This window comes from Microbacterium algihabitans, from assembly GCF_032464975.1.
Lineage (GTDB): Bacteria > Actinomycetota > Actinomycetes > Actinomycetales > Microbacteriaceae > Microbacterium > Microbacterium algihabitans.
The window spans coordinates 348636-369882 of record NZ_JAWDIU010000003.1 but is presented as its reverse complement, the minus strand read 5'-3'; the positions used below and the strand labels follow the sequence as shown (position 1 = coordinate 369882).

At 70.2% G+C, this 21247-nt stretch carries 18 protein-coding genes; 11 read left to right on the top strand and 7 right to left on the bottom strand.

Annotation, left to right across the window (positions count from 1 at the left end; all coding sequences use genetic code 11):
- Positions 1 to 747 carry a GntR family transcriptional regulator gene (locus RWH43_RS11440; protein WP_230704980.1) on the bottom strand — a complete coding sequence of 249 codons (747 nt, stop codon included), beginning with the start codon at positions 745 to 747 and terminating at the stop codon, positions 1 to 3.
- A gap of 236 nt (positions 748 to 983) precedes the next feature.
- Here RWH43_RS11440 and RWH43_RS11435 point away from each other — a divergent pair, with 236 nt between their 5' ends.
- The 9 genes from RWH43_RS11435 (at position 984) to RWH43_RS11395 (ending at position 11849) form a co-directional block, all read left to right on the top strand.
- A complete protein-coding gene (locus RWH43_RS11435; RefSeq protein ID WP_230704981.1) occupies positions 984 to 2054 on the top strand; it encodes a sugar ABC transporter substrate-binding protein in 1071 nt (356 codons plus the stop codon).
- A 32-nt stretch (positions 2055 to 2086) separates the two neighbouring features.
- Positions 2087 to 3592: a sugar ABC transporter ATP-binding protein gene (locus RWH43_RS11430; protein ID WP_316001533.1), complete on the top strand. Its 1506-nt coding sequence runs from the start codon at positions 2087 to 2089 to the stop codon at positions 3590 to 3592.
- The gene (locus RWH43_RS11425) at positions 3589 to 4611 is read left to right on the top strand and encodes an ABC transporter permease (protein ID WP_230704983.1); all 1023 of its coding nucleotides are present in this window, start codon (positions 3589 to 3591) and stop codon (positions 4609 to 4611) included. Before RWH43_RS11430 ends, RWH43_RS11425 begins: the two co-directional genes overlap by 4 nt.
- A gap of 27 nt (positions 4612 to 4638) precedes the next feature.
- Positions 4639 to 5205, top strand: coding sequence for an SIS domain-containing protein (locus RWH43_RS11420; RefSeq protein WP_230704984.1), 567 nt, complete (start codon positions 4639 to 4641; stop codon positions 5203 to 5205).
- A gap of 135 nt (positions 5206 to 5340) precedes the next feature.
- Positions 5341 to 6309, top strand: coding sequence for a LacI family DNA-binding transcriptional regulator (locus RWH43_RS11415; RefSeq protein WP_316001532.1), 969 nt, complete (start codon positions 5341 to 5343; stop codon positions 6307 to 6309).
- 233 nt (positions 6310 to 6542) lie between these two features.
- Positions 6543 to 7259, top strand: a complete 717-nt coding sequence (locus RWH43_RS11410; protein WP_144785930.1) for an L-ribulose-5-phosphate 4-epimerase — start codon at positions 6543 to 6545, stop codon at positions 7257 to 7259.
- A complete protein-coding gene (locus RWH43_RS11405; protein ID WP_316001531.1) occupies positions 7256 to 8839 on the top strand; it encodes a xylulokinase in 1584 nt (527 codons plus the stop codon). The genes RWH43_RS11410 and RWH43_RS11405 overlap by 4 nt, the downstream gene beginning before the upstream one ends.
- A gap of 20 nt (positions 8840 to 8859) precedes the next feature.
- Complete coding sequence (gene araA / locus RWH43_RS11400; protein ID WP_251508536.1) at positions 8860 to 10371, top strand: L-arabinose isomerase; 1512 nt, start codon at positions 8860 to 8862, stop codon at positions 10369 to 10371.
- 410 nt (positions 10372 to 10781) lie between these two features.
- A complete protein-coding gene (locus RWH43_RS11395; RefSeq protein WP_316001530.1) occupies positions 10782 to 11849 on the top strand; it encodes an SDR family oxidoreductase in 1068 nt (355 codons plus the stop codon).
- A 60-nt stretch (positions 11850 to 11909) separates the two neighbouring features.
- Here the strand turns inward: RWH43_RS11395 and RWH43_RS11390 are convergent, their stop codons facing one another.
- Together RWH43_RS11390 and RWH43_RS11385 are read right to left on the bottom strand one after the other, a co-directional pair.
- Positions 11910 to 12455, bottom strand: coding sequence for a hypothetical protein (locus RWH43_RS11390; protein WP_144832193.1), 546 nt, complete (start codon positions 12453 to 12455; stop codon positions 11910 to 11912).
- The gene (locus RWH43_RS11385; protein WP_316001529.1) at positions 12452 to 14029 is read right to left on the bottom strand and encodes a deoxyguanosinetriphosphate triphosphohydrolase family protein; all 1578 of its coding nucleotides are present in this window, start codon (positions 14027 to 14029) and stop codon (positions 12452 to 12454) included. Before RWH43_RS11385 ends, RWH43_RS11390 begins: the two co-directional genes overlap by 4 nt.
- Before the next feature lie 61 nt (positions 14030 to 14090).
- On the opposite strand from RWH43_RS11385, the gene RWH43_RS11380 reads away from it, so the two are divergent.
- Positions 14091 to 14510, top strand: coding sequence for an amidohydrolase family protein (locus RWH43_RS11380; protein WP_316001528.1), 420 nt, complete (start codon positions 14091 to 14093; stop codon positions 14508 to 14510).
- 308 nt (positions 14511 to 14818) lie between these two features.
- Positions 14819 to 15601, top strand: a complete 783-nt coding sequence (locus tag RWH43_RS11375) for an alpha/beta fold hydrolase (protein WP_056224106.1) — start codon at positions 14819 to 14821, stop codon at positions 15599 to 15601.
- A gap of 86 nt (positions 15602 to 15687) precedes the next feature.
- On the opposite strand, the gene RWH43_RS11370 is transcribed toward RWH43_RS11375, so the two are convergent.
- Genes RWH43_RS11370 through RWH43_RS11355 form a run of 4 tightly spaced genes read right to left on the bottom strand, consistent with a single transcriptional unit; the run spans position 15688 to position 21241 of the window.
- Complete coding sequence (locus RWH43_RS11370) at positions 15688 to 18042, bottom strand: beta-xylosidase/alpha-l-arabinosidase (RefSeq protein ID WP_316001527.1); 2355 nt, start codon at positions 18040 to 18042, stop codon at positions 15688 to 15690.
- A 6-nt stretch (positions 18043 to 18048) separates the two neighbouring features.
- On the bottom strand, positions 18049 to 18933 hold the full coding sequence (locus tag RWH43_RS11365; RefSeq protein WP_316001526.1) for a carbohydrate ABC transporter permease: 885 nt from the start codon (positions 18931 to 18933) through the stop codon (positions 18049 to 18051).
- Positions 18930 to 19943 carry a carbohydrate ABC transporter permease gene (locus RWH43_RS11360; RefSeq protein ID WP_144832205.1) on the bottom strand — a complete coding sequence of 338 codons (1014 nt, stop codon included), beginning with the start codon at positions 19941 to 19943 and terminating at the stop codon, positions 18930 to 18932. Before RWH43_RS11360 ends, RWH43_RS11365 begins: the two co-directional genes overlap by 4 nt.
- An 11-nt stretch (positions 19944 to 19954) precedes the next feature.
- Positions 19955 to 21241 (bottom strand): extracellular solute-binding protein, encoded by a 1287-nt coding sequence (locus RWH43_RS11355; RefSeq protein WP_316001525.1) that lies wholly within the window; start codon positions 21239 to 21241, stop codon positions 19955 to 19957.
- Between the last annotated feature and the right edge of the window lie 6 nt (positions 21242 to 21247).

Sequence of the window (21247 nt, the reverse complement as noted above, 5' to 3'; positions counted from 1 at the left end):
TCAGCTGGCCGAAACGCTGACCTCGAGGGGGATGACGTCGGTGAGCACCCACGTCTCGTAGTAATCGAACCGTGTTCCATCGGCCGCCCACGACGAGGAGCGCACGCGCAGCACGGGGTGGCCCGGTTCGACGTCGAGGTGAGCGGCGACCGCGTCCGGTGAGGCGAGGGCGTGGATGACCCGCTGCGCGCCACTGCTGATGAAGCCCGCTGATCGGAGGTGGCTGTTGAGCGAGGCCGAGCCATCGAGCACGCCCGATTCGCTCGCGATCGTCCGTGCCACGTCGCGGGGGAACCAGTTCGTGCTGTACATGGCCCGGCGTCCGTCGAGCGCGCGGACGCGCTCCAGCGCGAACACCTCGGTGTCGGGGTCGACGCGCAGGGCATCCGTGACGTGGGTCTCGGGGGTGACGTAGCCCGTGTGCACGACGGTGGTCGTGATGCCGGTCCGTCCGTGCCGCAGCTGCGATTCGAGGAACCCTTCCTGGACGGTCCACCCCGCCGTTTGACCGGGGATGCTCGCGAACACCCCGCGGCGGGGGATGCGGTGCGCGTAGCCGTCGTTCTCGAGCTTGGTCAATGTCTGCCGCACCGTCGCCCGCGAGAGTCCGAACTCACGGCACAGCTCCAGTTCGCTCGGCAGTCGTTCCTCTTCGGCGATCTCGCCCTGAGCGATCTGCTCGCGCAGGATCTCGTAGAGCTGCTCGTAGTACGGCACGGGGGAGACCCGTTCGATCGTGTGCACCACGTGATCCTCCTCGTCGTCGTGCGCATCGTCGCGCCTTCGTCGTACGTTTGGTTCTGACTGTACAGACGGTGCGGATACCCGATCCCGCGAACCCCCGACCTTTCGTCGTTTGCATCTTTCGATTCGCGCTGTACATTCTGTACGTACAAGACGTACGATACGGGCAGGGCTTCGGCCCTGTACAGCGAAACCGCCATCTACCCCAGAGGCTTCTGCACTTCAGAGAGGAAGTACGCATGCGAACTTCACCCATCACCGGACTCGCCCTCCTCGGCGCCGGCGCGCTGCTGCTCGCCGGATGCGCGGGAGGTGCATCCGGCGACGCCGGCTCCGGCGCCGGCGAGCCGGCCGACACCCCGCTGAGCTACTCGCAGCCGCACACCGACCCGTTCCAGAACGCCGAGAACGTCGGCTCCATGGAGCGCTTCGCCGAGCTCGGCTACGCCACCATCCCGGCGACCAACGCCGACCGCGACGCCGCACAGCAGATCACCGACATCCAGACGCTCATCAACAAGGGCGCCAAGGGCCTGGTCATCTCGGTCGGCGACGCCGACGCGATCGTCCCGGCCATCGAGTACGCCAACGACTCGAGCGTTCCGATCGTCGCCATCGACGAAGCTCCCGCCTCCGGCAAGATCGCCATGATCGTGCGCGCCGACAACGTGCAGATGGGCGAGCTCGCCTGCGAGGAGATGGGCAAGCGCGTCGCCGCCGACGCTGTCGTCGTCACCCTCGACGGCGACCCGGTCACCTCGAACGGTCGCGACCGCACGAACGGGTTCAACGACTGCATGGCGTCGAAGTACCCGGGCGTCAAGCTCGTGAACGTCGCCACCGAGTGGGACCCCGCGAAGGCGGCATCCGGAATCGAGACCGCGCTGAACCAGTACGGCAACGTCGCGGGCATCTACAACCAGAGCGACGCCACCTTCTTCCCGACGATCCTCGACACGCTCCAGTCGGCCGGCAAGCTCGTGCCCGCGGGGCAGTCGGGCCACATCGTGCAGGTCTCGGTCGACGCCAGCCCGATGGCGATGAACGCGATCCGCGACGGATGGCTGGATGCCGCCGTCGCCCAGCCCATGACCGACTACATCGACTACGGCGTCGACTACCTCACCCGCGCCATCAAGGGCGAGACGTTCCAGGCGGGGGCGACCGATCACGGCAGCACGATCGAGGAGCGTAACGGCAACCTCGTCGACCTGCTGCCCACGCCCGTCGTGACCAAGGACAACGTCGAGGACCCGAACCTCTGGGGCAACAAGCAGTTCGCCCTCGACGCGTTCGGCGTCAGCAAGTAATCCGGCCATCACCCCAGCGAGACGGAGACGTCATGACCACCCTTACGACCACCGTGCCTGCCATCCGCATCGACGGCGTGAGCAAGACCTATGGTGCGACCAAGGCCCTCCAAGACGTCTCCGTCTCGATCCTCCCCGGCCAGGTCCACGGCCTGATCGGACGCAACGGCGCGGGCAAGTCCACCCTGTTGCGCATGATCACGGGCCTCGAGACGCCCGACACCGGGACGGTGAGCTTCTTCGGGGAGGCCGCTCCCCCGGCATCCGATCCGAAAGCCTGGCAGCAGCGTGTCGCCTGCGTCTACCAGCGGCCCTCGGTCTTCGCGAACCTCACCATCGCGGAGAACCTCTTCGCGGGGCGTCTGCCCACCACGGGAGCGCGCGTGTCGTGGACGAAGATGCAGTCCGAGGCCGAGCGGATCCTCGACGCGTGGAACATCCGTCTCGACCCCAAGCTGCTGCTCGCGGACGCCCCGATCGAGGAGCGCCAGATGCTCACGATCGCGAAGGCGCTCGAGGCGGGCACACGCATCGTTCTGCTCGACGAGCCCACGGTCCAGCTCGAGGGCGCGGCCATCCGGCGGCTGTTCGATAAGGTGCAGGAACTGCAGGAGGCCGGCGTCACCTTCGTCTTCGTCTCCCACTTCCTCCGGGAGGTCACCGCGATCTGCGATTCGGCAACCGTCCTGCGCGACGGCAAACTGCTCTGGTCGCGCGTGGGTGGCGAGATCCGCTCCGACGACCTCGTCGACGCGCTCCTCGCCGGCCAGGAGCAGCGTCGGCACCGCGCCGAGAACGCCGCCCCGGCCCTCGACGCACGACCCGCCGTGCAGCTGCGCGGCGCCACGGATCGCGAGGGGGCGTTCACGGACGTCAGCCTCTCGGTCGCCCCGGGCGAGCTGATCGCCATCGGCGGCGTGGGCGGGTCGGGTAAGTACTCGGTCGGCGAGGCCATCGCGGGACTCCGGTCCCTCGGCGGCGGAGAGATCATCGTCGCCGGGGAGCCCATCCGCACGGGAGACGTGAAGGCGAGTCAGCGGGCCGGCATCGGATTCGTCCCGGCCGACCGGCACAAGGACGGCTACGTCCCGCAGCTGAGCGTTGCCGAGAACATGACGATGGGCGTCATGGACCAGCTGGCGCCGCGGGGCTTCTTCTCGCCGCGCGCGCAGACCGAGATGTCGCGGACGCTTATCGACGACGTGGCCCTCGTCCCGCCGGACCCTCGCCTCGCCGTGTCCGGACTGAGCGGGGGGAACCAGCAGAAGGTCGTGCTCGCCCGCGCCCTCGCGCGATCCCCGCGTGTGCTGGTGCTCATCTCGCCCACCGCGGGTGTCGACATCGCGGCGAAGGACGCCATCTACGCCCTGATGCTGCGAGCCCTCGCCGACGGTGTCGCGGTCATCCTCATCTCCGACGACGTCGAGGAGCTGCTCGTCAGCCCCCGCGTCCTGATCATGCGCGAGGGACGGATCTCGTCCGAACTCGCCGACCCCACCGAAGAAGACATCGTTCGAGCCATCGAAGGCCTGGAGTGAACACCGTGCGAACCACCGTCGTCAGAACCCCCGTCAGCGCCCCGAACCCCGTGGTGCGCTCCGTCGTGAAGAACGTGCGCGAGCTGAGCGTCCTGCCGGGCCTCATCATCGTCGCGATCGTCGGAGCCGTCGTCAGCCCCGCGTTCCTCTCCGCCGCCAACCTCACGCTGATCCTGCGTCAGTCCGCCGAGCTCGGGATCGTCGTCATCGGTCTGACGTTCATCCTCATCACCGGCAAGCTCGACATCTCGCTGGAGTCGACCGTGGGCCTCGCCCCGATGGTCGCCGCATGGCTGATGGTGCCCGCGGTGACGGGCGGACTCGGATCCGAGATCGGTCCCGGTTTCGCGATCCTCGTCACCCTGGCGATCGGTGTCGTGATCGGGTTGATCAACGGCTTCCTCGTGGTGAAGGTCAAACTCGATCCCTTCATCGTGACGTTGGCGATGCTGATCCTCTTGCGCGGCATCACGCTCGGCGTCAGCCAGGGGAAGACCCTCGCCGGCCTCCCCGAGGCCTTCCGCTACGTGGGCTCGGCTCGCTGGGTCGGCATCCCCGCCGCAATCTGGATCACCGGCATCCTGTTCCTCGTCGCCGCCCTCGTGCTGCGCTACACCGCCTGGGGTCGTGCGCTCTACGCGATCGGCGGGAACGCCGACGCGGCCCGGGCCGCCGGCATCCGGGTGGACGCCGTGCTCATCACCGCGTTCGTCGTGGCCAGCGCGCTCGCCGCCTTCGCCGGTCTCATGCTCGCCGGGCGTCTCGCGTCGGTCACCAGCGGCATGGGCGACAACCTCATCTTCAGCGCCCTGGCCGCGGCCGTCATCGGCGGCGTGCAGCTCAACGGCGGACAGGGTCGGATCGTCGGCGCGCTCCTGGGCGTGCTGCTGCTGGGTACTCTGACGAACGTCCTGACCCTGGCCGGCGTGCCCACCTTCTGGATCAACGCCGTCTACGGCGCGGTCATCCTCCTCGCCCTGCTCGTCGGTCGCTGGGGCGGCCGGACGAACACGCACTGACCCCGCGGACGAAAGAAAGGACCGTTCATGTCGGAATTCCAGGAGATCAGCTCGACCGTCGTCGCGGAGCTCGGGGAGGTGTTCAGCCGCGTCCCGGAGCAGAATCTCGGGGCCGCCCTCGACGCCCTGGAGACGCACCAGCGCATCTTCGTGCTCGGGATCGGGCGGGAGGGACTCGGCTCCAAGGCCTTCGCGATGCGGCTGACGCACTTCGGCAAGACCGTGCACTGGGGATGGGACGACACCACCCCCGCCGTGACCGCGGACGATCTGTTCATCATGCCCTCGGGGCCGGCGAACATCCCGCACCTGCACTACATCGCCGAACAGGTGAAGAAGACCGGGGCGACGCTCTTGGTCGCCACTGCCGTGCCGGACGGCCTGACCGCTCAGCTCGCCGATATCGTCCTCACAGTCCCGGCCCACACCTACGGCGCCGAAGACCCCAGCGGCCTCGTGCCTACGATTCAGGCGATGGGGAGCCTGTTCGAGCAGTCGCTCTGGATCTTCTGGGACGTGCTTTACCTCATGCTCGTGCGTCGCACGGGAGCGAAGTTCCACGACCTCGTCGCCCGCCACCGCAACTTCGAGTGACCGGCCCCGAATGTCCCGGTCCACCCCACAGGACCGGGGCATTCGGCTGTTCGGGGGGCGGGGTGACCTTCACGTGTCGGCTCTCGCACCCCGCCCCGCTCGGAGGAGGTGCGTCCCCCGCTACTGTGAGTCACCATGAGCGGCGAGGTCGGGGGCAAGCGCATCGGCGTGCGCGAGGTCGCCGCCGCCGCGGGGGTCTCGACGCAGACCGTCTCTCGCGTGCTCAACGGGTATCCGGGCATCCGCGAAGCGACCCGCGAGCGCGTGCTCGACGCGGTGGCCACCCTCGACTATCGGGTCAACAACGCCGCCCGTGCGCTGGGCACGAGCCTCACGCGCACGGTCGGGGTCGTGGCATCCGACGCTGTCCTGCACGGACCCGCGGCCGGCATCGCCGCCCTCGAACGGGCCGCGCGGGCCCGGGGACGGTGGATCTCGACCGCATACACCGACTCCGACGACCCGGCCGACATCGACGCCGCGGTGCGCCACCTGCTCGATCAGGGGGTCGACGGCATCGTGCTGGTCGCCGCCCACGGCGCCACCGCCCTCGACGGTTTCGACGTGCCGATCGTGCCGCTGTACGGCGAATCCGGGGCCCGCCAGCGCGACGCGGCCGCGCTCGTCGTCGAACACCTCACCGACCTCGGACACCGTCGGATCATCGAGGTCGCCGGTCCCTCCGACTGGCGCGAATCCCTCGCCCGCACGGCGGGGGTCGCAGACGCCGTCGCCCGCCTCGACCTCGAGCTTGTCGATCGCGCGGAGGGCGACTGGAGCGCGGCATCCGGCTTCGCGCTCTCCGAGGCCGTCGCCGCCCGCGTGCGCGAGGGGGTCACGGCCGTCGCCGTCGCCAACGACCAGATGGCTCTCGGTCTCATCGGGGGGCTCACCGCCCGGGGGCTCGCGGTGCCGGCCGATGTCTCGATCGCGGGATTCGATGACAACCCGGATGCCGCGTTCTACACCCCCGCGCTCACGACCGTGCGCCTCGACGTCGAAGGCGAGGCCGCGCACGCGGTCGCGGCCGTGATGGGCGAGTCGTCGGCGCCCCCGGCCGAACCGGTGCTGGTGGTTCGCGCGTCGACGGCCTCGCCGCGCTGAGCGGTCGGCCCCCGGGCCGAACTCCGGAAGAACTCGCCGGCGCGGCTTCCTCAGCCCGGCGACCTCGGCGTTCGACCGGAACCGGCGGCGCGGATCTCCGGAGTTCTGCACCGACGTCGCTGCACGGCTGCTCTCGGGGTCAGCCCGGCCGCCGACATCCGCCCCTCGCCAAGACGCGATGTTACCGGTAACATCGAACCCGGCCCCACCCGACCCCGTCGAAGGAGACACGCGTGTCCGCTGCCGCCACGTTCGCACCCGAGGTGCAGGAGGCGATCGACGCCGTCCGCGCCGACGTCGCGAAACTGCACGCCGAGCTCGTGCGCTACAACCTCATCGTCTGGACCGGCGGCAACGTCTCGGGCCGCGTTCCCGGCGCCGACCTGTTCGTCATCAAGCCCTCGGGCGTCTCGTACGACGACCTGGCCCCCGAGAACATGATCCTCTGCGACCTCGACGGCAACGCGATCCCCGGCACCCCCGGCTCTGAGCGCAGCCCCTCGAGCGACACCGCGGCGCACGCCTACGTGTACCGGAACATGCCCGAGGTCGGCGGGGTCGTGCACACGCACTCCACCTACGGCGTCGCCTGGGCCGCCCGCGGCGAAGAGATCCCCTGCGTCATCACCGCGATGGCAGACGAGTTCGGCGGCCCGATCCCCGTCGGTCCCTTCGCCATCATCGGCGACGACTCGATCGGCCGCGGCATCGTCGAGACCCTGCGCGGACACCGCTCGCGCGGCGTGATCATGCAGAACCACGGCCCCTTCACGATCGGCACGAACGCGAAGGACGCCGTGAAGGCCGCCGTCATGCTCGAAGACGTCGCCCGCACCGTGCACATCGCGCGCGAGGCGGGTCCGCTCATCCCGATCCCGCAGGACAAGATCGACGCCCTCTACAACCGCTACCAGAACGTCTACGGACAGAGCACGGACGACCGCCGATGAACGCGCAGATCACTGCACTGCTCGAAGAAGGCCGCGCCAGCCTCGGGATCGAGCTCGGCTCCACCCGCATCAAGGCGTGCCTGATCGGCCCCGACGCCCAGGTGCTCGCCACCGGCTCCCACGAGTGGGAGAACGTCTACGCCGACAAGCTGTGGACCTACTCGCTGGATGCCGTGTGGTCGGGCCTGCAGTCCGCCTACGCGGCACTGATCGCCGACGTGCAGCAGCGCTTCGGCGTCGCGCCCGAGCGCTACGCCGCGATGGGTGTCTCGGCGATGATGCACGGCTACCTCGCGTTCGACGCCGACGGCGAGCTGCTCGCGCCCTTCCGCACGTGGCGCAACACCAACACCGGTGTCGCCGCCGCCGAGCTCACCGAGCTGCTGGGCGTGAACATTCCGCTCCGCTGGTCGATCGCGCACCTGCATCAGGCCGTCGTCGACGCCGAGCCCCACGTGCCCGAGATCCGCTTCCTCACCACCCTCGCCGGGTACGTGCACGGGAAGCTCACCGGCGAGAAGGTGCTCGGCGTGGGCGATGCCTCGGGCATGTTCCCCATCGACTCCGCCACCCGCGACTACGACGCCGAGCTCGTCGCGCGCTACGACGCGCTCGCCGCAGGTCGCGTGCCCGCGCTGAACGACCTGCTGCCGCGCGTGCTCGTGGCCGGCACCGCCGCCGGCGCGCTGACCGACGAGGGCGCGACGCTGCTCGACCCGAGCGGGACCCTGCGCCCCGGCATCCCGTTCGCTCCCCCCGAGGGCGACGCGGGCACCGGCATGGTCGCGACCTGCGCCGTGGCTCCCCGCACCGGAAACGTCAGCGCCGGCACGAGCATCTTCGCGATGGTCGTGCTCGAACGCCCGCTCACCGAGGTGCACCACGAGCTCGATCTCGTCACGACGCCGGCGGGTGATGCGGTCGCGATGGTGCACTGCAACAACGGTGCGAGCGAGCTGGCCGCGTGGGCGAACATGTTCACCGCGTTCGCCGCCGCCGCCGGCACCCCGGTGACCCCGGATGCCACCTACGCGGCGCTGTTCGAGGCGGCGCTGAACGGCGAGGCCGACGCCGGCGGACTGCTCGCCTACAACCACCTCGCGGGCGAGCCCATCGCGGGTCTCGACGAGGGCCGACCGCTGGTCGTGCGCACCCCCGACAGCCGCCTGACGCTGCCGAACTTCATGCGCGCGCAGCTCTACGGCGTGTTCGGCACCCTGGCGCTCGGCATGGACGTACTCCACGGCGAGGGCGTGCAGCTCGACAAGATGTACGCCCACGGCGGCATGTTCCGCACGGCGGGCGTCGCCCAGCGCTTCCTCGCCGCCGCCCTCGACGCCCCCGTCGCGGTCGCCGAGACGGCGTCGGAGGGCGGGGCGTGGGGCATGGCCGTGCTCGCGGCGTACGTCGCCGACGACTCCGGCCGCGACCTCGACACGTGGCTGCGCGAGACGGTGTTCGCCACCGCCCCGATCGTCACCGCCGTCCCCGAGCCCGCCAACGTCGCCGGCTTCTCGACCTACCTCGACCGTTACCGCGCAGGCCTCGCCGTCGAGGCCGCCGCCGTGGCATCCCTCTGATCACCCGAAAAGGAACAGTCATGACCCGCACTCCCCTCAAGAACGACCTCGACGGCTACGAGGTCTGGTTCGTCACCGGAAGCCAGAACCTCTACGGCGAAGAGACGCTCACGCAGGTCGCCGAACAGTCGCAGGCCGTCGTCGAGGGCCTCAACGGCCTGCCGGTGAAGGTCGTCTGGAAGCCCGTGCTGAAAGACTCCGACAGCATCCGCCGCATGGCGCTCGAGATCAACGGTCGCGACGACGTCATCGGCGTCATCGCGTGGATGCACACCTTCAGCCCCGCGAAGATGTGGATCGCCGGCCTCGACGCCCTGCAGAAGCCGCTGCTGCACCTGCACACGCAGGCCAATGTCGAGCTGCCGTGGAACGACATCGACTTCGACTTCATGAACCTCAACCAGGCCGCCCACGGCGACCGCGAGTTCGGGTACATCCAGACGCGCCTCGGCGTCTCTCGCAAGACGGTCGTCGGCCACGTGTCGAACCCGGTCGTGCGCCAGCAGATCGAGGACTGGGAGCGCGCTGCCGCCGGCTGGACCGCCGCCCGTACCCTCAAGCTCGCGCGCTTCGGCGACAACATGCGCTACGTCGCCGTCACCGAGGGCGACAAGACCGAGGCCGAGCTGCGCTTCGGCGTGCAGGTCAACACCTGGGGCGTGAACGAGCTGGTCGAGGCTGTGGAGAAGGCATCGGATGCCGACATCGACGCCCTCGTGCAGGAGTACGTCGACAGCTACGACGTGGTCGACGACCTGCTCCCCGGCGGCGCACGTCACCAGTCGCTGCGCGACGGCGCGGCGATCGAGCTGGGCCTGCGTTCGTTCCTTGAGGAGGGCGGCTTCGGCGCCTTCACCACCTCGTTCGAAGACCTCGGCGCGCTGAAGCAGCTGCCCGGTCTCGCGGTGCAGCGCCTGATGGCCGAGGGCTACGGCTTCGGCGCCGAGGGCGACTGGAAGACCGCGATCCTCGTGCGCGTCGCCAACGTCATGGGCGCGGGCCTGCCCGGCGGCGCCTCGCTCATGGAGGACTACACCTACGACCTCGTCCCCGGCAATGAGCGGATCCTCGGGGCGCACATGCTCGAGGTCTCGCCCTCGCTGACGACGAAGAAGCCGCGCCTCGAGATCCACGAGCTCGGCATCGGCGGCAAGGACGACCCGGTGCGCCTGGTCTTCACCGCCGACGCGGGCCCCGCGCTGGTCGTCGCGATGAGCGACATGCGCGACCGCTTCCGCCTGGTGGCCAACGTCGTCGAGAACGTCGACGCGCCCGACCTGCCGAAGCTCCCCGTGGGCCGCGCGGTGTGGAAGCCCGCGCCCGACTTCGCGACCTCGGCCGGCTGCTGGCTCGCCGCCGGCGCCGCCCACCACACCGTCATGACGACGGCCGTGGGCATCGAGGTGTTCCGCGACTTCGCGGAGATCGCCAAGACCGAGCTCGTCGTGATCGACGACGACACCACGGTCCGCGGTTTCCAGAGCGAACTGCGCTGGAACCAGGCGTACTACCGCCTGGCCCAGGGCCTGTAAGACCCGTCGCCCCGGGAGCCGCACTGCCCCGGGGCGACGCGGTACGCGCGCGTCCCGCTCTCTCGAGACGCGCTGCCGCCCGACGAGGCCTCTCTCGCCTCGACGAGCGGATCGTGCCCCGGACCCGGGGCGGCGGTGGGCCGCCGAGGGTCCGGGGCACGTTTTCGTCTGGTTCGGCCTGCATCTCTCGGGACGTGGATGCGGGGGGTGCGTGTCCCCATTTCGGTCGGGGTGTGTCCCAGATTGTGCGGTTCGCGGGGTGTTCAGCCCGCACTTTTCGGGACATGGGTGCGGGGGCGTCCGGTGCGCTGGGGGACCTGTCGTCGGCGCCGGGCCGAAGCCCGGCCGAGGAATACGCTTCGACCTTGCACGGTTGCCGTTCGTTCACCTCGATCGATGGGACCCCCGTTTTGACTGCATCCGCACACGCCCTCGTGGTCGGCGCGACCGGTATCGCCGGCGGCGCGCTGATCGACCGACTGTCCGACGAGGGATGGGCGGTGACCGGCCTTTCCCGTCGGCCGGGTGCGGAGCGTCCGGGTGTCGAGTGGCGGTCGGCCGACCTGCGCTCGCCCGAGTCGCTGCGCGGGGCGCTGGGCGACCTGCCCGTCACGCACGTGTTCTTCACGGCGTGGTCGCGGCAGGACACCGAGGCCGAGAACATCGCCGTCAACGGCGGCATGGTCCGTGACCTGCTCGCGGCGCTCTCCGACGCACCGGTGCGTCACGTCGCCCTGATGACCGGGTTGAAGCACTACCTCGGACCCTTCGAGGCGTACGGCCAGGGCGAGATGCCCGACACCCCGTTCCACGAGGACGAGCCGCGACTCGACGTCGACAACTTCTACTACGCGCAGGAGGACGAGCTCTTCGCGGCCGCCCGCCGTCAGGGCTTCACGTGGTCGGTGCACCGTTCGCACACGGTTCTCGGCCATGCCGTCGGCAACGCGATGAACATGGGGCTCACGATCGCCGTCGCCGCCGCGATCAGCCGTCACACGGGCCGGCCGCTCGTCTTCCCGGGCAGCGAGACCCAGTGGAACGGCCTCACCGACGTCACTGATGCCGACCTGCTGGCCAGCCAGATGGTCTGGGCGGCCACGCACCCCGAGGGCGCGGATGAGGCGTTCAACACCGCGAACGGCGACGTCTTCCGGTGGCGCTGGATGTGGCCGCGCATCGCGGCAGACCTCGGTGTCGAGGCGGAGGGATTCGACACCGCCCCGCGCCCGTTCGAACAGCAGATGGCCGATTCGGCGCCGGTGTGGGCCGAGATCGTCGAGCAGCACGGACTCGTCGAACCCGGCATCACGCGCGTCGCCTCGTGGTGGCACACCGATGCCGATCTCGGGCGCGACATCGAGGTCATGACCGACATGTCGAAGAGCCGCCTCGCGGGGTTCACCGAGCATCACCGCACGCGCGACTCGTTCACGAAGCTCTTCGGGCGGTACCGCGCGGCGCGCCTCATCCCCTGAGCCACAGACGCTGACCCACGGTCCCGAGCTGGCCGTGGCGACCCGTGGTTGCAGGTGCCGTCAGCTCTCAGGGTCGTCGGTGGTCGTCGTCGTGCTGTGCCAGTACGCGGCGGTCTTGCTCCCGAGCCGCACGATCTGGTCGGGGCGAGTGTCGGCATCCGGCCAGAAGCAGAGTTCGTAGCGGTCGGGCGCGGCCTCCTCTTCGAGGACGGTGTCGGCGTCACGGCCGGCATCCATCGCGGTCGCCGACCACCGTGCACGGTACGACATGACCGGGAGCGTGATCTCGTCGCCGTCGTCGAAACCCCCGAACCACAACACCCGCTGGTCGGGGCGGAAGGACACCTCGACGACGTCCTCCGCTTCACTGAGCGGGGGCTCACTGTCGACCAGCACGACGCGTACGGGAACGGCGCCGGTGTGCAGCCCCGTCCGCAGATCCAGGAGCCCCGGAATCGCTGCGCCGCAGAGCCCGTTCTGCTGTCCGGCGAACGGGCTGCCCGAAACGATCTCACCGAAGCGTTCCTCGGGATGCAGCCAGATGAAGCCGTAGTGCACATGCAGTGGTCGGTCGAAGAGCACCTTCTCCGCGTGCATCTCGGTCACAGCCGCTGCCCCAGCGCCCACAGGCGGTCGGCGCGACCCGAGATCGCCTCCGACAGGGCGAAGGCCTGCGCGTCGGTCAGCGACGCGACGTAGTCGACGATGCCGCGGGAGCGCGCGAGGGTCTCGGCCTCGGCATCCGTCGGGCGGCGCTCGGCGGGCAGCTGCGCGTACTGCTCGCGGGCCAGCGCGATGAGCTCACGCAGGCGTCGCGGCGTGCGGGCGCGGTCGAGGTCGTCGTCGAGCCACTCACCGAGCGCGCGCACCGATCGGGCGAGGATGCGGCTCATGCCGCGTTGCTGGATCGCCAGGTCGGGGCGGCTGAGCACGAACCGTTTGTGCACGAATTTCAACACCTCGACGTGGTGCCAGGCCCAGGGCGAGAGCACGACGGGCCCGGCGCGGGGAGTGTCGAGGGGACGCAGACGCGCCGACTCCTGGAAGCGGCGGATCCACCGATCCGTGAACCCGGCAAGCCGGCGCTCGGCCGTCAGCGACCCGTCGAACGGGCGCGCGAGCAGGTCGGTGACCATCTCGGCATCCACGTCGCTGACCGCGGCGAGGAAGGCCTCATCGTCGGCGATCCAGGGGTCGTCGCGACGCATCTTGCGGCGCAGGCGCTCGAGACCGGCCCCGGGGGCGAGCTCGGCGCGCACCTCGGCATCGTCGCGCGAACGCCACTCGAGCACGTCGTCGAGCCAGCCGCGGAACTCCGCCGCGATCGGGGCGTGGTCGAGGATGCCGGCGCGATAGAAGTCGTCGACGTCGTGCACCGAGTAGGCGATGTCGTCGGCGAGGTCCATCACCGCGCCCTCGATGCTCTGGCGCAGTGGCTCGGCATCGACGCCCTGACGCGCTTCGGCGAGGTCGTCGAGGTCGATGTCGTACGCGGAGTACTTGTGCACGCGGTACGCGCCGTCGGGGGAGCGGCGGATGCCACGGGGCGGGCCGATCCGCTCGATGTCGGCCGCGCCGACCGACGGAGCCCACGGGTACTTGGCCGAGGCGGCACGGACGGCGGCCGTGAGATTGAGTCCGCGCGGGGCGTTCTCGACCACGTCGAGCGCGGTGAGGATGCGGTAGGTCTGCGCGTTGCCCTCGAATCCGTCGGCGAGGCCCAGCTCGTCGCGGGCGAGCCTGTCGAGGGTGGTCTCGCCGAGGTGGCCGAACGGCGGGTGCCCGAGGTCGTGCGCGTAGGCCGCGGCCTCGACGACGGTGGCGTTGCAGACGTCGCCCTCTCCGGCCTGGCGTGAGCGGGTGTTCAGCTGCAGCGCGACGACACGGGCGATCGCGCTGACCTTGAGCGTGTGGGTAAGGCGGTTGTGCACCGGGGCCCCGCCCATCGACGGCGAGACGACCTGCGTCACGGCCGAGAGTCGCGAGAAGTACGGCGAGAACTGGATGCGCTCGAGGTCGATCGACCACGGATCGGCCCGGGCGTCGTCCCCGTCGGGGTAGACGCGCGAGGCGAGGTTGCCGACGGCGCGCGCGTGGCGCGAGCCCGCGGCGGCCCCGCCGGAGACGGGGTGCGCGAGCGCGGCGGCATCCGGGGGCGTGGTCTCGTCGTGCAGCGTCATCCGGTCCTCTCGCGGCGTCGATGGCGTGGGTCAACGCTAACGCGGCGCCGGGTCGTCGGCAGTGCCGGAGACGACCGCGATCGCCGGTGTTACATTTCGACTCGCCCGCACTGTCGCACTCGAAGATCTCCTCGACGCCGGAACCATCGTGGCCATCGGTTCCGACTGGCCCATCGGGCCCTTCGACCCGCGGGAGATCATCGCGATCGCTGAGATGCGACGGCGGGTGGGCGCGGTCGATATAGGCGCGGTGGTGCCGTCGCAGCGGCTGACACGGGCAGAGGTCCTCACGGCGTACACGCTCTCTGCGGCGCGGACTGCCGGGGTGGACGAGAGGGCGATCGCCCCCGGGCGCAGCGCAAGCTTCACCGTCTTCCAGGGCGACCTTTTCGCCCCGCCCCCGACGACCTGCCTGCCGTGGCCGTACGGGGCACGATCATCGAGGACGTGGTCGGTTCCGCCGCCGCCGTCGACGTCCTGAGCGGTCCCGCCGGCTGAGGTCCCCGCCCCGCCCGGGGCCGGTCCAGAGTCCAGAACACCCGGAGGGCCCGAGAATCCGTCCGGGTGTTCTGGACGTTCGAGCGGTGGTTCTCCGCTGCGTCGAGAGTCAGCCTCGCCGCACCTCGACGTCGACCACGCGCTGTGCGCCGGCCGTGACGCGAGCATGATCGAGCGCATCTCGGAGCTTCATCGGCTCGCGCACTCCCCGCTTATACGCCTCCGTGCCGACCGCCGCAATCATCCGGGCCGCCGTGTATTCGAGAAGGCGCCCGGCTTAACGTTGCCAGTGTGACGCTGAACCATATTCGACGAGGGACGGGCAGCCCGCTGCTGCTGGTGCACGGCTTGGGCGCGGGCTGGCGATCCTGGGCCCCGATCCTCGACGACCTGGCCCGGCACCGTGAGGTCATCGCCGTCGATCTGCCGGGGTTCGGTCAGACACCGCCGCTGTCCGGTGACGTTTCCATCGCCACGTTGACCGACTCCGTCGCGGACTTCATCCGCGAGCAGGGGCTGGATGGGGTCTCCACCGTCGGGCAGTCGATGGGCGGCCGAATCGTGCTCGAGCTCGCGCGGAGGGGAGTCGGCGCAGACACCGTGGCGTTGGACCCCGGCGGCTTCTGGAGTCCCCGTGAGCGTGCCGTCTTCGCCGCCACGCTGCGGCCGTCGATCGCGCTGGTCCGAGCATTGCGCGGCACGCTGCCGGCCCTGCTCGGCAACCCCGTCGGGCGGACGCTGCTCCTGGCGCAGCTGTCAACGCGACCCTGGGCTCTTTCGCGGGAAACCGTGCTGGCGGACGTGCGCGGACTGGCCGATTCCCCCTCGGTCGGAGACGCCATGGACGCCCTCACGAAAGGCCCGCTGCAACAGGGCGCCCCCGCAGGCACGGCACCCGGCCGGGTCACCATCGGGTGGGGTCGGCGCGACCTCGTGACGGTGCCGAAACAGGCCGATCGCGCCACGCGACTGTTCCCCGACGCCTCGCTCCACTGGTTCGAACGGTGCGGCCATTTCCCGCAATGGGACGCCCCCCGCGAAGCGACGCAACTCATCCTCGACCGCACCAGCTGATACAGAGGACTGCGCGACCGTCACCGGCAGCCGGGTTTCCGGGTTCGGCGCGAAACGTCGTGCTCCGTTTCGCGCCGAACCCGGCCTCACCCCCTCCGCACGTCCACCTCGACGATCCGCGCGTCATCGATGCCCAGCTCGTACGCCGGCCCGGTGATCCGCAGCGTCACCGACTCGTCGACCGCCGCGCACGACGGCCCGAGCCGTAGCTCCACCTCGCCCGCCTCGACCACACGTCGCAGCGCACGATCGCTGTAGGCAAGACGCGATGCGGGCACGGTGAAGCGCACGTCGGCGCTCTCGCCGGGATCGAGTTCCACACGCGCGTACGCCACGAGCTGCGCGACGGGGCGCGTGACGGTCGCAACAGCACGATGCGCGTAGATCTGCACGACGTCGGCGCCGCACACGGCTCCGGTGTTCGTTACGCGGGCCGAGACGGTGAACGCATCGCCGGCGCGCGCCTCGGCGGAGATTCCGGATGCCGGCACACCGGCGTCGCGGCGCGCGTGGGTCGCCGTGACTCCGTCCACCCGTAGCTCCCCCCTCTCGAAGGTCGTGTACGACAACCCGAATCCGAACGGGCGCACGGGGGTGGGGTCGGTGCTCGTGACGCCTGACGGCCCGCCCAGCAGGGGGTGGAGGTAGGAGTAGGGCTGCGCACCGGCGGAGCGGGGGAGCGAGACGGGCAGACGCCCCGAGGGGGTGGCGTCTCCGGCGAGCAGCGCGGCCAGCGCGGGCCCGCCCTCCTCGCCGGGGAAGAACGCCTGCAGCACCGCTGCCGGTCCCGCGGCGACGTCGAGCGCCCAGCCCAGGGCATAGGGTCGACCGGTCAGCAGCACGAGCACGACGGGCGTGCCGGTCGCGATGACAGCCTCGACGAGCTGTCGCTGCACGCCGGGCAGCTCGAGGGAGTCGGCGTCGTTGCCCTCGCCGACCGTTCCACGGCCGAAGAGTCCGGACCGGTCGCCGACGACGACGATCGCGACCTCGGCGTCGCGGGCGGCGGACACCGCGGCCTCCAGACCCGAGAGGTCCGTCCCCTCCACCTCGCACCCGCGGGTATACGTGACCTCGCCGAACCGCCCGGCGAGCGCCTCGCGGACCGTCGGGATCTCGAAGCCCATCGGGGTTCCGGGGTGGTGCGCGAGCACGTGGTTGGCGAACGAATAGCAGCCCATCAGCGCCTCGGCGCTGTCGCCGTTCGGTCCGATGACGGCGATCCGCGTTCCGGCGGCGAGGGGGAGGACGCCGTCGTTTCGCAGCAGCACGGCCGATTCCTCGGCGAGTCGACGCGCGAGGGCGCGATGCCCGGCGTCGTCGAGGTCTATGTGCTGCGGGGGTGCGGAGAAGTCGGCATCCAGCAGCCCGAGGTCTTCCTTCTCGGCGAGCACGCGCGCGACGGCGCGGTCGACGACGGCTTCGGGAAGAGCACCGGATGCCACCCGCTCGGCCAGGAACGGATAGGCGTCGGGGCCGGGGAGCTCGACATCGATGCCCGCCTCGAGCGCGAGCTGAGCGGCCTCGCCGCGGTCGGCGGCGATCCCGTGCATCGAGCGGAGGAACTCCACCGCGAAGTAGTCCGACACGACGGTGCCGTCGAAGCCCCACTGCCGCCGCAGGAGATCGGTCAGCAGCTCGTGCGAAGAGGCCACCGGCACGCCGTCGATCTCGGTGTACGAGTTCATGACGCTGCGTGCGCCGCCGTCGCGCACGGCCATCTCGAACGGCGGCAGGAACACGTCCTGCAGCTCGCGGCGTCCGGCCGACACGGGCGCGTGATTGCGCCCGGCCCGCGAGGCGGAGTACCCCGCGAAGTGCTTCAGCGTGGCGTGCACCCCCGAGTCTTGAAGTCCGCGCACGTAGGCCGTGCCGATCGTGCCGACCACGTACGGGTCTTCGGCGATGCACTCGTCGACGCGTCCCCACCGGGCGTCGCGCACGACGTCGAGCACGGGCGAGAGGCCCTGGTGCACCCCGAGGTCGCGCATCGAGCGACCGATCGCGGATGCCATGGCTTCCACGGCATCCGGATCAAACGACGCGCCCCAGGCGAGGGGCGTCGGAAAGGTCGCCGCCTGCCAGGCCGCGAAGCCCGTGAGGCATTCCTCATGCACGAGGGCGGGGATGCCCAGGCGCGTCTCGGCCTGGAGTCGCCGCTGCTCGCCCCAGAGCCACTCGGCGCGCTCGACCGGGTCGACCGGCCGGGTGCCGTAGACGCGGGTGAGGTGGCCGAGGCCGTGCACGGTGGCATCCGCATGGGCGGTGGTGGTGACCTTCTCGCCCGAGAGCGGGGCGACGACCTCATCGCCCTGGTCGACCCAGTACCCCACGAGCTGCGCGAGCTTCTCGTCGAGGGTCATCTCGGCCACGAGCGCCTGCACGCGAGGGGACACCCCGCTGGCGAGGGCAGCGCCGACGTCGGTGTTGTGGATGGTCATGATGGGTCAGCCCTTCACGGCGCCGGTGAGGCCGCCGACGATCCGACGCTCAAACACGCTGAAGAACAGCAGAGCGGGGATCATCGACAGCGAGGTGAATGCGAGCACGCGCGCGGTGTCGACGGAGTACTGGGAGGCGAACGCCTGCGTTCCGAGAGGCAGCGTGAAGGCGGCCTCGTTGTTGAGGATGAACAGCGGCAGCATGTACGAGTTCCAGCTGTTGACGAAGGCCAGGATGCCGACGGTCACCACCGCGGGGACGGCGAGAGGCAGCACCATGCGCCAGAAGAACCCGAGGCGGCCGAGCCCGTCGATCGAGGCGGCTTCCTGCAGCTCTTTCGGGATGGCCGCGAGGAAGGGCGACAGGATGATGATCGTCAGCGGCAGGGCGAAGGCGATCTGCGGCACGATGACGCCCGCGAGTGAGTTCATCAGGCCGAGGTTGCGCACGAGGATGTACAGCGGGGTGATGGCGACCGTCATCGGGAACATCAGGCCGGCGGTGAACAGCGCGAAGACCGCGCCGCGTCCGCGGAAGCGGTAGCGCGCCAGGGCGTACGCGGCCATCAGGCCGAGGGCGACGACGAAGACCGTGGTGGCGATCGCCGCGATCGCGGAGTTGCCGACCTGGCCCCAGAAGATGGGGCTGGCGAGCACATCGGCGTAGTTCTGCCAGTTCCAGGTGGTCGGGAAGCCGGCCGGGTCGACGGTGATCTCGGCGTTCGAGCGGAAGCCGCCGAGGATGACGTAGACCACCGGGGCCAGCATCATGCCGATCAGCAGCAGGGCGACGAAGCCGACGAGCACCGAGGTGGAGCGCTTCGCCCCGGCGGGGGAGCGCAGCGTCGAGCGCGGGGCCTTGGGGGCCACGAGGGTGGCGGTGGCGGTCATTCGGAACCTCCGGTGAGGGCGCCGGCGGTGTCGCGCCGCAGCACGAAACGCTGGTAGATGAGCGCGACGGCGAGCGAGATGAGGAACATCACCACGGCCACGGCGCTGCCGTAGCCGAAGCTGCCCGCGTTGCGGCCGTTGGCGACCATGTAGGTGGCCATGGTCGAGGTGCCGGCGGTCGAGGCGACGTACTGGCCCCAGATGATCCAGACGAGGTCGAACAACTGCAGCGAGCCGATGATCGACAGGAACGCCCAGATGCGGATCGTCGGACCCATCAGCGGCAGCACGATGTGGCGCTGGATCTGCCAGTACGAGGCGCCGTCGATCGCGGCGGCCTCGCTGAGCTCTTCGGGGATGCCCTGGAGTCCGGCGAGGAAGAGGATCACCGCGAAGCCGATGTACTTCCACGTGATGATGATCAGCAGCGTCCAGATCGCCAACGCCGGGTCGGAGATCCAATCGGCGCGGAGGGCGCCGAGCCCGATCTTCTCGAGCGCCCCGTTGAGCGCGCCGCCCGACTGCAGCATGAGGCCCCAGCCGAGACCGACGACGACCTCGGAGATGACGTACGGCACGAAGATGAGCACGCGGATGAGCGACTGCGCCCGCATCTTGCGGTTCAGCAGCAGCGCGAGCCCGAGGGCGAGCGGCCCCTGCAGCACGAGCGAGCCGATCACGATGAAGGCGTTGTGGCCGAGCGCCTCGTGGAACGCGGGATCGGTGAGGATCGTGACGTAGTTGCGGATGCCGACGAAGTCGACGGGAGTGCCGAAGCCCGACCACTTGTAGAAGCCGTAGTACGCGGCCAGGGCGACGGGGAGGATGACGAACGACACGAACACCACCAGGGCGGGGCCCAGGAGGATCGCGAGTTCGCCGCGGATGCGCCAGTTCTCGAGCCGCCGCCGCGCGGGCGGCCGCCCGGCCGAGGGGGTGCGGTGCGCACCCTCCCCGGCCGGGCGGCGAGACCCGGCGTCGGTCGCCGAAGCGGCGAGCTGCGTCGTCATGAGCGGTGTCCTCAGCGGGACGCGGCGGCGTTCACGGCGTCGACGATGCCCTGCGGCGAACCCTTGCCGGCGAACATGTCGACGACGGCGACGTTCAGTGCGTTGCCGACGTTCTGGCCGTAGAGGGTGTCGAGCCACACCGAGACGTAGGGCGCCTTCGAGTAGGCCTCGAGCACCGACTTCAGCGCCGGCGTCGTCACCGCTCCCTCAGCCTCGCTCGAGGCGGGGAGGGTCTGGAAGGCCTTCGCGTAGGCCTCCTGGTTCTCCTTGTTCACGAGGAAGTTCAGAAAGTCGGTGCACTGCGCGGGAGCGTTGACCCAGCACGAGTAGCCGTCGACGCCGCCCATCATGGCGCCGGGCTCGCCGTCGCCGCCCGAGACCTCGGGGAAGGGGAACCAGCCGAGGTCCGCCAGGGGCTGCTCGTCGGGGGTGAGCGAGGCAATCACGCCCGGGTCCCAGGCGCCCATGAGTTCCATGGCGGCCTGGTGGTTGGCCAGGAGACCCGCCGACGAACCGGCGCCCTGCTGGGCCGCGGTGGTGAGGAAGCCGTCGTTGAAGGGCTGCGTCGCGAGGAACGACTGCAGGTCTTCACCGGCCTTCAGCCAGCACGGGTCGTCGAAGCTGCGGCTCGCGGCGGCGGAGTCGAGCACGTCCTTCGAGCAGGCGCGCAGCGCGAAGTTGTAGTACCAGTGGGCGGCGGGCCAGGCGTCCTTGGCGCCGACGGCGATCGGGGCCACCCCGGTCGCCTTGATCTTGGCGTTGGCCGCCTCGAGCTCGTCGATGGTCGTCGGCGCCGAGGTGACACCGGCGGCCGTGAGCAGATCTTGCGAGGTGAAGATGCCGGAGGGCAGCACGGCGACCGGCATGCCGTAGTTCTTGCCGTCGATCACGAACGCCGACAGCGACGAGCCGAGGGCTGTCTTCGCGTCAGCCGAGATCTTGTCGGTCAGGTCCATCGCCTGGCCGGCGGTGACGATGTCGGCGAGCTTGCCGCCGCCGCGGGCCATGAACAGGTCGGGCGCGTCGCCCGAGTTCAGGGCGGTCTGGAGCTTGCCGTCCATCTCCTCGTTCTGCACGGCCTGGATCTCGACGGTGACGCCCGGGTTCGCCGCCTCGAACGCGGCCGCGATGTCTTCCCAGTACTTCTTGCCGTCGCCGGTCGTGGAGTTGTGCCAGAGCGTCAGGGTGACGCTGCCGTCGGCGTTCTGGCCGCTGCCGCCGCCTGCGGCGCAACCGCCGAGCGCGAGGGTGCCGGCGACGGCGAGGGCCGCTCCGGCGAGGATCTTGCGCGTGTTCATGTGATG